A 14,503-nucleotide genomic window follows, 5' to 3' on the forward strand; every position below is an offset into this window, starting at 1 on the left:
TCCGGTCACCGGCGTCTGCTGCTGGTTTCCACCAATTACGCTCCGGAGCACGCCGGGATCGGGCCGTACGCCACCCAGATCGCGGAGCATTGGGCGGATCTCGGCCACGAGACCCACGTCCTCGCCGGCATGCCGCACTACCCGGCATGGTCGCTCGAGCCGGAGTACAAGGGGGCGCTCCGGCGCACGGAACAGCGCGCGGGGGTCACCGTGCACCGGCGCGCGCACACCGTGCCGCCGCGCCAGACCGCCGTGAAGCGGGCCCTCTTCGAAGGATCGATTCTGCTGCACGGTGCCGTGGCCCCGCCCCGGATGCCGAAGCCGCAGGCGGTCCTCGCCCAGATGCCCAGCCTGGCGGGCGGGGTGCTCGCCGCCCGGCTCGCGGCGCGGTGGAAGGTCCCGTACGTCCCGGTCGTCCAGGACCTGATGGGCGCGGCCGCCGCGCAGAGCGGCATCAGCGGCGGCGACAAGGCCGCCGCACTCGCCGGCCGCGCCGAGGCGTACGCCCTCAAGCGGGCCACCCTCGTCGGCGTCATCCACGAGACCTTCGTGGACCGGGTCGTCGGCATGGGCGTGGACCCGGGCCGGATCCGCCTCGTGCCCAACTGGTCCCACGTGGCCGAGCCCACCAAGCCGCGCGCCGCGACCCGCCACCACCTCGGCTGGGCCCCGGGCCAGACCGTCGTCCTGCACTCCGGGAACATGGGCCTGAAGCAAGGGCTCGAAGTGCTCGTGGGCGCCGCCCGGCTGGACCCGAGCGTGCGCTTTGTCCTGATGGGTGACGGCAGTCAGCGCTCGGCCCTCGCCGAGCTCGCGGCCGACGTGCCCAACCTGGACATCATTCCCCCTGCCGCCGACGGCGAGTTCCCGGATATTCTCGCGGCGGCGGACGTGCTCGCGGTCACGCAGCACGCGGCGGTGTTGGACATGAGCGTGCCGTCCAAACTCACCTCCTACTTCCAGGCCGGCCGGCCCGTCGTCGCCTCCGTGGCGGCGGAGGGCGGAACCGCCCAGGAGGTGGAGCGCTCGGGCGCAGGGGTGCTCGTACCGCCGGAGGATCCCGAGGCCCTGCTGAAGGCCGTACGTGCCCTGGCCGAGGACCCCGAGGGCGCGGACGCACTGGGAGCGGCCGGGCCCCGCCACGTGGCGGCCCACCTGAGCCGCGAAGCGGGCCTGGCCCGCATCGACGCACTGATCGACGAGGCACTTGGGGGTCCCCGCCCGTGATCGAGACGAACCGCCCCGCGGCAGCACCGGCCGACGACGAACCCGATCTCCTCAGAGACCAGTTCCGCCAGCTCCTGCGCTACCGCAGGCTCATCGGCGCCGGCATCGCGATCGGCCTGCTGGGCGGCGTCTACCTCGGCATCTCCACGGCCGACACCTACGTCGCGACCAGCGACGTCGTCCTGCGCGCACCCACCGACGACCCCTTCAACCCGAGCCTCGCCCCCGACAAGGCCATCAACATCGGCTCGGAGCGGCAGGTCGCGCTCAGCTCCTCCATAGCCAACGAGGCCGCCAAGAAGCTCGGCGTGGGCCCGTCCGGCTTCGCCGCCCTGCGCAGCGGACTCCAGGTCACCAACCCGCCGCAGTCGATGGTGCTCCGCTTCACCTACACCGCGTCCTCCCCCAAGGAGGCCGCCCAGCGCGCCAACGGGATGACCGAGGCCTACCTGCTCAAGCGGCAGGAGGCCCTCGACGCCACCCGCGACAAGATGGTCAAGGGCTACAAGGACCAGCGCGATCCGATCGCCAAGCAGCTCGACGACCTCACCAAGGAGATCGCCCGGATGCCGGCCGGCGCCGCGCGCGACGCCGCCACCTCCACCAAGACCGACCTGCAGAGCGAGGTCGGCGGCTACAACACCAAGATCACCAAACTGGAGACCCTGGACATGACCCCGGGCCGGGTCACCAGCGCCGCGACCCCGCCCAGCTCGCCCGACGGGCCGGGCATCCCCATGTCGCTCGCGCTCGGCGCGGCCGTGGGCCTGGCGCTCGGCCTGCTGGCCGCCTGGGTCCGGCTCGTCTTCGACCCGGCGCCGCGCTCCGAGGGCGATGTGGCGCGGGCCCTGCGCGCGCCCGTACTCGGCTACCTCCCCCGGGACAAGACGGGCGGCGGGCCGCTGCTCGCCGCGGGCGAGGCCGATCCGCGGCTGGCGGAGGAGTACCGCTCGGTGGCCTTCCGGCTCGCCTACGACGCCCGCTTCGCCGACCGGCGCCGGCTGCTCGTCGTCGCCCCGCGCGGCAGCAGCGAGACGGCCGCCGCGGTGGCCGTGAACCTCGGCGCCTCCTTCGCGGAGACCGGCAAGGACGTCCTGCTCATCGAGGCCGATCTGCGCACCCCGGTGCTGGCCAGCCAGCTGCCGACCGGCGCGGGCGGCAGGCCGCGCTGGAGCCAGACGCCGGGCGCCGGGAAGCGTCCGGCGCAGCACGCGGACACCGAGTGGCCCGACGGACGGCAGCTCGTCGTGGACGCCGGGGAGTCCGGTGCCTTCGACCTGATCCCGGGCGAGCGGGTGCGCAACGTCGCCCGCGCACTGACCTCCCCGCGCGCCACCCAGCTGATCTCCGAGGCCGACTCCCCCAACTCCACCGTCGTCGTGCTCGCGCCGCCCGTGCTCTCGTACGCGGACGCGCTCGCCCTCGTCGACCGCGTCGACGGCGTCCTGGTCGTCTGCGACCCGCGCGCCGTCCACCGCACCGACCTGTCGCGGATCCGCGAGCTGATCAGCGGGGCCGGCGGTACGGTGCTCGGCGCGGTGCTGCACGCACCGCTGCCCGGCGAGAAGCGGGGCCGCGGCAAGGGCGGCCCGGACGCCCCGGTTCCGCCGGCGGCCGCGCCCGCGCGGTCCGCGCCGCAGCCGATCCCCTACGAGGTGGCCGAGGCCGAGCAGCACATCCCCGGCGACGGCACGGACACGGTCGCCCTGCGGACCGTCCGCATGGGCAGGCGGTGAGCCGGCGCGGCCTCGCCGCGGTCGCGTCGGTCCTGGACCAGGCGGCCTCCAGCGCCACGAACATCCTGGTGCTCGTGCTGGCCGCCCGGCTGTCCTCGGCGTCCGGCTTCGCCGACTTCTCGATGGTGTACGTGGTCTTCAGCGTGCTCCTCGGGCTCAACATGGCCTACGTGGGCCAGAGCGTGGTCCTGGAGAAGGGCGAGCGGCTGGGGATGGTGTGCCGGTCGGCGGCCGCCTTCACGGGGGTCGCCTCGGCGGTGGTCGGTGCGGTGACGGCTCTCGTGGGCCTGCTGCTCCCGGGGCCCACTGGGCGGGCCTTCCTTGCCCTGGGCCTCGTACTGCCTTTGGTGCTGCTCCAGGACGGGCTGCGGTACTGCTTCTCCGCCCTGCGGGCCCCCGAGCGGGCGCTGGCCGCCGACGTGCTGCGGCTGGTGTGCGTGGTCGCGGCGCTGGCCGCGCAGCCGTCCGGTACGTCCGCGGGGCGGCTGGTGCTGGCGTGGGGGCTCTCCGCGCTGCCGGCGCTGGGGCTGGGGCTGTGGCTGCTGCGGCCGTACGTACGCGGTGCCCGCGCGGACTTGCGCCCGTACCTGCGGCGGGGCCACCTGGGGCAGCGGTTCGTGGTCGAGTTCGCGGTCGGCAACGGCTCCAGCCAGCTCGCCGTGCTGGGCCTCGGCGTCTTCGCGACACCGCTGGCGGTCGGCGCGCTGCGGGGGGCGACCACGCTGTTCGGACCGCTGAACGTCCTGTTCAACTCGGCGAACGCCTTTGGTCCGCCGGTCCTTGGGCGCCTGGGCGGCAAGCGGGCCACGGTGCGGGCGACGCTGCTGCTGGGCGCGGTGCTCGCGGCCGTCGGGGCGGCCTGGGGCACGGTCCTCTCCCTGCTGCCGGACCGGCTGGGCCGTGAACTGCTGGGCGACACCTGGGCGGCGGCGGCCGCGCTGCTGCCGGCGACGGGGGCGCAGTACGCGGTGATGGGGCTCGGCACGTGTGCCCTCCTGACCCTCCGGGTCCTGGCCCCGAAGGCCACCCTGTCAGTGCAGGTGGTCTTCTCCCTCCTCTCGGTGGCGCTCCTGCTGACCGGTTACGCGGTGTTCGGTGTGGCGGGCGCCGCGTGGGGCCTGGCGGCCGGCTCGGCGGCGAAGGCGGCCGCGAGCTGGCTCCGCGTCTCCCGCCTCCCCGCGCCGGAGCCGGCCCACTCGCCCCCGGCCCCGGCCCCGTCCCCGACGGCCTGACCCGCTGCACGGGGCCGTCCCCTCCCCGCCCTTCCCCTCCCCCGGACTCTGCCCGGGCGGGGCCGGGGGCGGAGCCCCGATCCTGAACCCGCACCCAGGCACTCAGCCAGGGCAAATCCAGCCCCGCCGGCGATTGAGGCGCGGGGCCCGGGGCGGAGCTCCGCGAGGGGGCGGGCGCGTCAGCGGAGGGTGGTGGCGCGGTCCTGGCGGTAGGTCGCGACCAGCGCCAGGCAGAGGGCCGCGATCGCAACCCGCCCCGAGGCCTGGAGCAGCGGACCGCGCAGCAGGATGAAGGAGTAGCCCGCGACCAGCGGGACCACCACCGAGATCAGGCTGCCCGGCGGCGAGCGCCGCGTGGCCCGCTTCGCGTAGCGGCGGTCGACGCGGGCCGACGCGTAGCCCATGCCCAGCAGCCCCGCACCCATGCCCAGCGGCCCGAAGTCGAGCCACAGTTCCGCCCAGACCGGGGAGGAGAGGTTGGTGTTGACCGTGCCCATCCACTGGCCGACCATCACGCCCGTGTCCCTCGGCTTGCCGGACCAGACCGACCGCGGCACCGCGAAGAGGACCGACCCGGCCAGCTGGCGCCCGTAGTAGTGCCCGGGCCCGGAGTTCGAGAAGGTGATCGTGTTCGCGAACATGCCGATCTGGTCGTAGTCCTTGAGTGCCATCGGCTCCAGGAAGGACGTGGTCTCGACCGGCCGGTAGTTCTTCTCGTCGTACCGGAAGCGGTCCGCGAACGGGAAGACGAGCAGCGCGATGACCACGGCCATCGACAGCGCCACCCGGTACATCGCCGCGCTCACCGGGAAGACGGTGAAGAGCATCGCGAACATGACCGTCAGGAACCAGTAGCGCGGGTTCGAGATCGGGTTGTTGACCACCAGGTTGAGGGCGGCGAGGGCCGACCAGGTGACGATGACCGACACCTTGCGGCGGGCGAACTCCGACGTGATCAGCCAGCGCGTGTAGAGCAGCAGCGACAGCAGCGCCGGCACCGTGCCGAAGCCGCGCAGCAGCGCCTGGCCCGCCTGGCCGTCGCCGTTGGAGACGCCCGCTTCCTCGATGCCCGCGATGATCTCCTGGCGGCTGGAGAAGAAGACCGCCGGGCCGCCGAGCTTCATGATGAAGGCCGCGCTGCACACGAAGGAGAGGACCGTGAGCAGTTGGAGGCGCCGCCGGTGCGCCATGACCGGGCGCGGCTCCTTCTGCGAGCCGCCCGCGCGGCCCGCCGGCCGGTGGCGGGCGAGCAGGACGCCGACGTCGAAGGCGGTGCAGCCGAGCAGCACCAGCCCGATGGCGGCGGTGAGGTCGGAGCGCGGGCCGACGACGGGTGTCGGGACCTGGCCGAGGACGGCCTGCGCGAGCGGGGCCACGCCCATGGCCATGTAGACGAAGAGCCAGAAGGAGCCCTGGAGCAGCTTGCGCCGGCTGGTGAGCACCATCGCCGAGAGGCGGGCGCCCGCGTACATGGTGAGCAGGAGCTGGAGCCAGAAGGCCGCGTCACGGGCGCCGGCGCCGGACTGGACGGCGACGAACAGCGGCAGGAAGACGGTGAATCCGAGGGCGAGCGGGACGGACAGCGCGCGCGCGAGCAGGGTGCGCGGGGTGGTGACCCGGCCCCATCTCGTCTCGTCCTCGAAGGGGGACGGCACGGGCCGCTTCGCGGGCGGAACGGTGGGCTTGCGTATGTCCGTTGTCACTGCCGCCCCCGCCCCAAGTCCCTGATCCGGGCGCAGTCTAGTCTGAGCGGGCCGTGCCCGGGGAGGCGCCGGCGCGGGTGCACGAGGGGGGCGACAGGTGCGTGATCTTCCTTCCTTCACGCTGGCCGGATACGACAAGGGGCGCGGGCTGCTGACGCAGGCGCTCTGGTTCGCCGTGATGAACACGCTGTTCATGAGCTGGTTCTGTCCGGCGCGGCTGCGGGTCGCGCTGCTGCGTGCCTTCGGAGCGCGGATCGGCGAGGGCGTGCTGATCCGGCACAAGGTGCGGGTGCTGTGGCCGTGGAAGCTGACGGTCGGGGACCACACCTGGATCGGCGAGGGCGCCTGGCTGCTGAACCTGGAGCCGGTGACGATCGGTTCGCACGTGTGCCTCTCGCAGGAGGCCCTGCTGTGTACCGGCTCGCACGACCACCGGGCCGCCGGCTTCCGCTACCGCAACGCGCCGATCACGGTCGAGGACGGCGCGTGGGTGGCGGTACGGGCGACCGTGCTGGCCGGGGTGACCGTGGGCCGCTGCGCGGTCGCGGGTGCGGGGGCCGTCGTGCACAAGGACCTGCCGGAGCTGACCCTGCAGACCCAGGACGGGCGGCGCCGCCCGGTGGAGGAGCCCCGGTGAGTGCCGCGCTGAAAGTCCTGCACGCCGTCACCCTGCACTCCCCCTCGCACGCCTTCGGCGGGCCGGTCCGGGTCGCGCTGAACCTGGCCAAGGGGCTGCGTGCGCGCGGCCACGAGGCGCGGCTGCTGGCGCTGGGCGAGGGCTTCCCGGCTCCCTGGCCGACCTCCGTGGAGGGCGTCCCGGCCACGCTCTTCCCGGCGCGGCGGCTGCTGCCGCTGGGCTTCAGCGGCATGACCTCGCCGGCCCTGCTGGCTTCGGCGGGCCGCCTGGTGCGGGACGCGGATGTGGTCCACGTCCACCTCGCGCGGGACCTGGTGACCCTGCCGGTGGCACTGGCGGCGCTGCGGGCGGGCAAGCCGCTGGTGCTGCAGACCCACGGCATGGTGGACCCGAGCGAGAAGCTGCTGGCCAAGGTGCTGGACGCGGTGGCCGTACGCCGGCTGCTGCGCGGGGCGGACGCGGTGCTGTACCTGACCCCGTATGAACGCGAGGGCCTGGACGCGGTGGTCGGCGCCCCGCTGGCGAACGCGGTCCGCCTGGTCAACGGCACTCCGGCACAGGAGGAGCGGCCTGCCCTGAGCGGGCCGCCGCGCATCCTGTACTCGGCGCGCCTGCAGGCCCGCAAGCGGCCGGTGGACTTCGTGGACGCGGCCCCGGAGGTCCTCGCGGCGCACCCGGAGGCGCAGTTCGTGGTCGCGGGCCCGGACGAGGGCGAGCTGGCGGCGGTCCGGGCCCGGATCTCGGCGCTCGGCCTCTCGTCCCGCTTCACGGTGCCGGGAGCCCTGTCCAGCGCGGAGGTCCTGGCGGAGCTGCGGCGGGCGCACGTCTACGTACTGCCCTCCGTGGACGAGCCGTTCCCGATGTCGGTGCTGGAGGCACTGTCGGTGGGGGTCCCGCCGGTGGTGACCCACTCGAACGGGCTGGCCCGGGACATCGCGGCCTCCGGAGCCGGCCGTGCGGTCGATCCCGGGCCGGGGGGTGTCGCTTCAGCCGTCCTCGCGCTGCTGGACCCGGCGGTCAACGAAGCCGCGTCGCGCGCTGCGCGCAAGCTCGCCGCCGAGTCCTTCTCAATGGAGGCCGTCCTGGACGCGCTGCTCCCGGTGTACGGAGGAGCGGTGCGGCGGTAGGGGCCGGAGCCGCTGCGCGGGGCCGTCCCCTGCCCGCCCTTCCGCCTCCCCCCAGACTCCGTCCGGGGGACCCCCACCCGGGTTCTGCCCGGCACCGGCCCCGGTCCTCGAACGCCGGGCGGGCTGAATCGATCAGATGACGTCGCGGCGGCGTTCCTCCACCACCGGGATCGCGCCCGCCGCGCGACGGCGCTTGAGGACGCTGGAGTACACGGCGAGGCCGATGGCTCCCGCCGCCATCATGATGAGGCCGACCAGGTCGAGGTCGACGCTGCGCATCTCCCAGTCGGTGGCGAAGGTGAGGATGGCCCCCACCACGATCAGGCCGATGCAGCCGCCCAGGCCGCTCATAGGACTCGCCTCCGGATGCCGGTGTCGTAGTCGCGTACTGCACGCGGGTACCCCGCCCCGGCACACGAAAACGCCCCCGGGCACCGGCAGTCCGGCCGCTGGGGCGTTCTCGTGGGGCCATGGCCCCCTACGCGGGGATCCAGGCGTAGCAGCCCGTCGAGTTGAACTCGGCCGTGCCCGCCGGGATCGTGGCCGTGATCTTGTCCCCCGGCTTGGGCGGGGTCTCCGGGCCCGAGGCCAGGATCGCGCCGTCCTTGCCCTTCGCCTCCCACGTGCAGGTGGTGGCCTGCGTCAGCGCGCGGTAGGCGCCCGGCGCGGGCGACTGGCGGGCGCCCTCGGGGAAGCCCTTCTCGGCCGCCGCGAGGATCGGCTTCTGCTCCGGGCACAGCAGGTTGATCGCGTCCTTCGCGCCCGCGATCTCCCCGGTGATGACGGCTCCGGTCGCCGCGTCCTTGTCGCGCTTCGCGGTGCGCTCCACGCGCTGGCAGGCTTCCTGGCCGCTCTGGAGGACGGCCGCCGGGTCCATCTTCTCCGGCACCCGCCCGCTCAGGTACTTCTTTTCCTCCGCCGTGAAGCTTCCCGTCTTCGGGGTGAGCTTCGCGTCGGGCAGGACGGGGCCGGTCGGCTTCGCGGCCGGGTCGGCCGACGGCTGCGGGGTGTCCGCCGGGTCGGGGGCCGGTGAGGCGGCCGGGGGCTTGGCCTTCGCCTCCGCACCGGAGTCGGCCTTGTCCCCGCCGGAACTGCAGGCGGTCAGCGTCAGGGCGGCGGCCAGCAGGACAGCAGCCGCTGCGGAGCGTCGGTACATCGGATGGCTCCCGTACTTACTGGGGTGGTGGGACAGGCGTGCGGGGCCCGGCCGGGAAGGCCGGACCCCGCACGCCGTGAGGTGGTGACTCGGTTCCCTGTTCCTGCGGCTACTTCGCGCCGAAGGTCAGGACCAGCTGCGGAGCGCCCTCCGCCGCCGTGGACTCCGAGGACCAGATCCACAGCGGGTCGCTGCCCGAGCCCGTGAGGCCCAGGCTGTAGCTGGTGCCCAGCACCGCGGAGAGCGCGGCGGTGTCCAGCGGTACGTTCTGGACCGCCGAGCCGTCCGGTACGCCCGTGAGGGTGCCGAGCGGGGTGGTGCCGAGGGTGGGCTTGGTGTTGAAGGTGGTGCCCGCGCCGCTCCAGGTGCCGGTGACCGGAACCACGGAGACCTTGTCGACGGTGCCGGCGCCCGTCTGCGTGTTCGTCTTGACCTGGAGGGACGCGGACTTCAGGACCTGGCCGGCCGGAGCGGCCGGGAGGCTGAAGCGCAGGTACGCCTCGTACGCCGAGGTGCCGCGCACCGCGAGCGAGGTGGACGTGCCGTAGGCGGTGCTCGGGGCGCCCTGGTTGATGTAGGTGTCCTCGGTCGCCTTGACCGTGGAGACCGTGTCGGTCGGGGCGCCGGCCAGGTCGAAGTGGTTCTTGACCTGGGTCGCGGTGAGCGCCGACGGGTAGACGGCCGTCTCGTCGATCTGCCCGGCGAAGTAGTTGCTCGTCGGGCGGTTCGGCCAGCTCGCCAGGGTGTCGCCGCCGACGTGCCAGTAGCCCGCGTAGGCCTGGGTGCTGGTCGCCTTGTCAGTACCCTTGTTCTGGCCGTCGACGTACAGGGTGATGCCGCCGGGGCCCTGGGTGCCGACCACGTGGTGCCACTTGTTGTCGTTGTACGTGTCCAGCAGACCGGTGGCGACGGTCTTGGTGGAGCCGTTGTAGACGCCGAAGACCAGGCGACCGGTGTTGGTCATGTAGAGCTGCCGGTCGTACGAGGTGCTGCTGCGGCTGGTGTTGTTGCCGAAGCCGATCAGCTTGCCGCCGCGGGTGGTGCTCGTCTTGAACCAGGTCTCGATGGTGAACGTGCTGCCGACCGTCTGGCGGTGGTCGCTGTACACCTGCTGGCTGGTGCCGTTGAAGCCCATGGCGGTGCTGGAGCCGGAGACGGCGCCGGGCGACTGGCGCAGGGCCGGGGCGTTGAGCTGGAGGCCGCTGGTGTTGCCGCTGACCGAGCCGTCGGCGACGTACGGGCTGACCGTGTCGTCGTAGCGCCAGTACAGCTGGGCGCCGTCGGCGCGGACCTGGTTCGGGTACGCCTGGACCGCGCTCGGGACCGTCGCCGAGGCGGTGGCCGACAGGGCGCTGGTGTTGCCCGCGGCGTCCGTCGCCGTCACGCGGTAGGTGTACGTCTGGCCGGCCTTGACCGTGGTGTCGACCCAGGAGGCCTGCGGGCGCTCCCACTCCAGCGAGCTCGCGCTCACGGTGGCGATCGGGGTGGCCGAGCCGTTGCGGTAGATGCGGTACGTCAGCTTGCTGTCGTCCGCGTCGTAGCTGGTGCGCCAGCGGACCTGCGCCTCGCCGGGCTTGACGCTCGCGGCGCTGGCCACCGGGGTGGTCGGGGCACCGCGGTCGCCGGTGGAGGCGAAGCGGGTTAGGCCCCACTGCGCCTTGCCGTTGATGAGGGTGAACTCACCGCCGATCCACAAGTACTTGACGTCGTTCTTCTCCGCCACGGCCATGACGCGCGGGCCGATGCCCTCGGTTCCGTCCATGCCGTCGTTGGCCGTGGGGTGCCAGCCGAGCTTGCCCGGGCCGCGCACGAAACCGTCCACGGGCGCGGGGGCGGCGCCTTCGTGGTTGGTGGGCTGGGCCAGCAGGAAGTTCCGCTTGCCGTCGGGGAACTCCAGCTCGGTGGAGCAGTCGTGCGCGTGCGAGGAGCTGTAGAGCACGCCCTGGTACGGCAGCACGAACTGGGTGGCGCCGAGGCAGCGGTCGCGCCACTTCTCGCTGAAGTCGCTCAGACGCAGGCCGATGCGGCCGTCGAAGACGCCGCCGCCGGAGCCCTCGTTGCCCGTGTAGAAACCGCCGTTGTCGTCGGTGGAGATGTCCTTGACGACCGAGTTCGACGGGATGTTGGTGTACGTCTTGGCGACGGCGCCGGTGGTGGAGTCGACCACCGCCAGCGCGTGCGTGGTGGAGCCGTTGACGGCGAAGAAGTCGCCGCCGAGCAGGACGTGCTTCCCGTCCGGGGTGACCTCGATCGCGCGGCCCGGCTCGTCGGCGTTGGCCTTGAAGGGCTTGATCGCGCCGGTGGAGGCGTCGACCGCGGCGAACCGCTCGCGGGTCTGGCCCTCGACGGCGCCGAAGTCGCCGCCCGCGTAAAGGGTGTCGTCGGTGACGGCGAGCGCGCGCACGGTGGCGGAGAAGCTCGGGTGGAACGCGGCCTTGGGGGTGCAGCTCGCGATGTCGATGGCGGCGACGCTGGAGACCGGGGTGCCGTTGACGGCCCCGAAGTAGCCGCCCGCGTAGAGGGTCTTCTGGTCCTTCGAGACGACCAGTGTGCGGACGGTCGCGGTGCCGTCTCCGACGGTGAAGGCGAGCTTGCACGAGGTGGGGTTGCCCGTCGCGGCGTCCAGCGCGGCGAAGTTCACGGCTTCCTGCTCGGTACCGGCGGTGCCATCGGGCGGACGGACGGCGGAGAAGGTGCCGCCGGCGAAGACAATGCCGTTCGCCTGGGCCATCGCCCACACAACGCCATTCGTCTGCCACGTGGGCAGTTCGTCGGCCGTGAATGCCACCGGCGCGGTGATGGCCGACGCCTGAGGCATCAGCACCAGGCCTATACCGGTGCCGGCACCGGCCAGTGACAGGACGAGGGCGGCAGTCAGCCCTCTGGATCTACGCATGAGCCCCCCAGGGCAAGTGCCCGGTTTTGATGGCTGGAACTATCCGAACAGCCATATGTACGGGGGCAGACTAAGGCTCGTGCGAAGGCTCGGTCCCCTCACTTGACCCATTGCATACCAACTTGGAATCAACAGGGTTCAACACGGAGGGTGCACTACGGACATACGGCAGGTTTGCCCCGGCCGCACCCGCAGAGAGCTGCGCGAATGACCGGGACACGGCAAATCGTAGGCGAAATACAAGGCCTCAGCGATCGATGCGGACCGTAGCGCCCGCCAGTTGGTCCTCGACTTGGCGGATGTCGGCGTCGACCATGATCCTCGCCAATTCGGCCACCAGGACCGTCGGCTTCCAGCCAAGCAGGTCATGGGCCTTGGAAGCGTCGCCGATGAGCGCGTCGACCTCGCTGGGGCGCTCGTACTTGGGGTCGTAGCGAACGTGCTCTTTCCAGTCCAGACCGGCGTGGCCGAAGGAGGCCTCGACGAACTCGCGGACGGTCGCGGCGACGCCGGTGGCGACGACGTAGTCGGTGGGCTCGTCCTGCTGGAGCATCCGCCACATGGCGTCCACGTACTCGGGGGCGTAGCCCCAGTCGCGGACGGCGTCGAGGTTGCCGAGGTAGAGCTTCTCCTGGAGGCCGGCCTTGATGCGGGCGACGGCGCGGGTGATCTTGCGGGTCACGAAGGTCTCGCCGCGGCGCGGGGACTCGTGGTTGAAGAGGATCCCGTTCACCGCGAACATGCCGTAGGCCTCGCGGTAGTTCACCGTCGTCCAGTACGCGAACACCTTCGCGGCGCCGTACGGGCTGCGGGGGTGGAACGGGGTCTGCTCGTTCTGCGGGGGCGGGGTGGCGCCGAACATCTCGGAGGAGGAGGCCTGGTAGATGCGGGTGTCGATGCCGCTGGCCCGGATGGCCTCCAGCAGCCGCAGCGCGCCGAGCCCGGTCACGTCGCCGGTGTACAACGGCGCGTCGAAGGACACCCGGACATGCGACTGCGCGCCGAGGTTGTAGACCTCGTCGGGCCGTATCTCACGGAGCAGGTTCACCAGGGCAACACCATCGGACAGATCGGCGTGGTGAAGCACGAAGGACCGGTTCACGGTCTGCGGGTCCTGATAAATGTGGTCGATCCGCTCCGTGTTGAAGCTGGAGGACCGCCGCACGAGCCCGTGCACCGTGTAGCCCTTGGAGAGCAGGAGCTCGGCGAGGTACGAGCCGTCCTGTCCGGTGACGCCGGTGATCAGTGCGGTCTTGCCCATGTCGGGTCCCCCTGGGGTTCGTTGCTGTTCGTTGTCATGAGCGGGACTCGCCCCACCCGTGCCGGTCCCCGCCGGGGGTTCACGGTGCGGGCCCGCGCCCGGGACTGGATGCGTACCGTACACGTCCGGCCCCGACCACCCGGCGTCTGCACCCCCGGGGCCGGGTGTGTGCCGGGGCGCCCCCGCAGGGCGCCGAACGCTGTGCCGCTTTCACTCTCCGCCCCCTGGCCACGTTCGGCGCCCGAGGAGGTGCCCCGGCACACACCCGTCCCCGGCGATGCCGACGCCCGCCGGGCGGCCACCGCCACGCCGGGCCCGGACCGGCAAGGCCCCGACCGGCAAGGCCCGGACCGACAGGGCCACCGGCAAGGCCCGGACCGGCAGGGCCCCGACCGGCAAGGCCCGGACCGACAGGGCCACCGGCAAGGCCCGGACCGGCAGGGCCCCGACCGACAGGGTCCGGACCGGCAGGGTCCGGACCGGCAGGGTCCGGACCGGCAGGGTCCGGACCGGCAGGGTCCGGACTGCTGCCACCCCCGCGGGAGCGGACTGGCATCATCGGCGGTATGACAAGTCCGTTGCCGCTCCTGCCCCCGAACGCCCGCGTCTTCGTCGCCGGCCACCGCGGCCTCGTGGGGTCCGCGGTCGCCCGCCGGCTCACCGCCGACGGCCACGAGGTGCTCACCCGGGGCCGCGCCGACCTCGATCTGCGGGACGCCGCCGCGACCGGGGCGTACCTCCGCGACGTGCGCCCGGACGCGGTCGTGCTGGCCGCCGCCAAGGTCGGCGGGATCATGGCGAACAGCACCTACCCGGTGCAGTTCCTGGAGGAGAACCTGCAGATCCAGCTCAGCGTGATCGGCGGCGCCCACGCCGCCGGCGTCGCCCGGCTGCTCTTCCTCGGCTCCTCCTGCATCTACCCGAAGCTGGCCCCCCAGCCCATCCGCGAGGACGCCCTGCTGACCGGCCCGCTGGAGCCGACCAACGAGGCCTACGCCCTCGCCAAGATCGCCGGCATCGTCCAGGTCCAGTCGTACCGCAAGCAGTACGGGGCCTCGTACATCTCGGCCATGCCGACGAACCTCTACGGCCCGGGCGACAACTTCGACCTGGAGTCCTCGCACGTCCTGCCCGCCCTCATCCGCCGCTTCCACGAAGCCGCCGCCGAGGGCCGCGAGGAGGTCACCCTGTGGGGCTCCGGCACCCCGCGCCGGGAGTTCCTGCACGTCGACGACCTGGCCGCCGCCTGCGCCGTGCTGCTGGAGCGCTACGACGGCGACGAGCCCGTCAACATCGGCTGCGGCGAGGACCTGACCATCAAGGAGCTGGCCGAGATCGTCGCCGAGGTGACCGGCTTCCAGGGCCGGCTCGCCTGGGACACCTCGAAGCCGGACGGCACCCCCCGCAAGCTCCTGGACGTCGGCCGCCTGACCTCGCTCGGCTGGAAGCCCGGCATCCCGTTGCGGGACGGCATCGCCGCCACCTACCAGTGGTGGCTGGCCGAGCAGGGCTGATCGCACGGGCCACG

11 protein-coding genes are annotated in these 14,503 nt (G+C 72.8%); 6 read left to right on the top strand and 5 right to left on the bottom strand.

The window, feature by feature from the left end; all coding sequences use genetic code 11:
* The first annotated feature begins 21 nt into the window (after positions 1-21).
* Genes J7E94_RS03410 through J7E94_RS03420 form a run of 3 tightly spaced genes read left to right on the top strand, consistent with a single transcriptional unit; the run spans position 22 to position 4,195 of the window.
* Positions 22-1,227 carry a glycosyltransferase family 4 protein gene (locus tag J7E94_RS03410; RefSeq protein ID WP_215012229.1) on the top strand — a complete coding sequence of 402 codons (1,206 nt, stop codon included), beginning with the start codon at positions 22-24 and terminating at the stop codon, positions 1,225-1,227.
* A complete protein-coding gene (locus J7E94_RS03415) occupies positions 1,224-2,963 on the top strand; it encodes a lipopolysaccharide biosynthesis protein (RefSeq protein ID WP_215012164.1) in 1,740 nt (579 codons plus the stop codon). The genes J7E94_RS03410 and J7E94_RS03415 overlap by 4 nt, the downstream gene beginning before the upstream one ends.
* Positions 2,960-4,195: a hypothetical protein gene (locus J7E94_RS03420; protein ID WP_215012166.1), complete on the top strand. Its 1,236-nt coding sequence runs from the start codon at positions 2,960-2,962 to the stop codon at positions 4,193-4,195. Before J7E94_RS03415 ends, J7E94_RS03420 begins: the two co-directional genes overlap by 4 nt.
* A gap of 179 nt (positions 4,196-4,374) precedes the next feature.
* Here the strand turns inward: J7E94_RS03420 and J7E94_RS03425 are convergent, their stop codons facing one another.
* Entirely contained in the window at positions 4,375-5,898 is a 1,524-nt protein-coding gene (locus J7E94_RS03425; protein ID WP_215012168.1) for a hypothetical protein, read from the bottom strand.
* A gap of 97 nt (positions 5,899-5,995) precedes the next feature.
* On the opposite strand from J7E94_RS03425, the gene J7E94_RS03430 reads away from it, so the two are divergent.
* On the top strand, positions 5,996-6,535 hold the full coding sequence (locus tag J7E94_RS03430) for a WcaF family extracellular polysaccharide biosynthesis acetyltransferase (protein WP_215012170.1): 540 nt from the start codon (positions 5,996-5,998) through the stop codon (positions 6,533-6,535).
* A gap of 8 nt (positions 6,536-6,543) precedes the next feature.
* Entirely contained in the window at positions 6,544-7,662 is a 1,119-nt protein-coding gene (locus tag J7E94_RS03435) for a glycosyltransferase (RefSeq protein WP_215012232.1), read from the top strand.
* A gap of 132 nt (positions 7,663-7,794) precedes the next feature.
* Here the strand turns inward: J7E94_RS03435 and J7E94_RS03440 are convergent, their stop codons facing one another.
* The 4 genes from J7E94_RS03440 to gmd form a co-directional block, all read right to left on the bottom strand.
* A complete protein-coding gene (locus tag J7E94_RS03440; protein WP_215012173.1) occupies positions 7,795-8,013 on the bottom strand; it encodes a DUF6458 family protein in 219 nt (72 codons plus the stop codon).
* Between the two features lie 127 nt (positions 8,014-8,140).
* Entirely contained in the window at positions 8,141-8,818 is a 678-nt protein-coding gene (locus J7E94_RS03445; protein WP_215012174.1) for a hypothetical protein, read from the bottom strand.
* Between the two features lie 109 nt (positions 8,819-8,927).
* Positions 8,928-11,714: a LamG-like jellyroll fold domain-containing protein gene (locus J7E94_RS03450; RefSeq protein WP_215012175.1), complete on the bottom strand. Its 2,787-nt coding sequence runs from the start codon at positions 11,712-11,714 to the stop codon at positions 8,928-8,930.
* Positions 11,715-11,961: 247 nt separating this feature from the next.
* Complete coding sequence (gene gmd, locus J7E94_RS03455) at positions 11,962-12,975, bottom strand: GDP-mannose 4,6-dehydratase (RefSeq protein ID WP_215012176.1); 1,014 nt, start codon at positions 12,973-12,975, stop codon at positions 11,962-11,964.
* 566 nt (positions 12,976-13,541) lie between these two features.
* Here gmd and J7E94_RS03460 point away from each other — a divergent pair.
* On the top strand, positions 13,542-14,489 hold the full coding sequence (locus J7E94_RS03460; RefSeq protein WP_215012177.1) for a GDP-L-fucose synthase: 948 nt from the start codon (positions 13,542-13,544) through the stop codon (positions 14,487-14,489).
* Positions 14,490-14,503: the final 14 nt, after the last annotated feature.

Origin of the sequence: Streptomyces sp. ISL-94, assembly GCF_018614075.1 — a bacterium.
Lineage (GTDB): Bacteria > Actinomycetota > Actinomycetes > Streptomycetales > Streptomycetaceae > Streptomyces.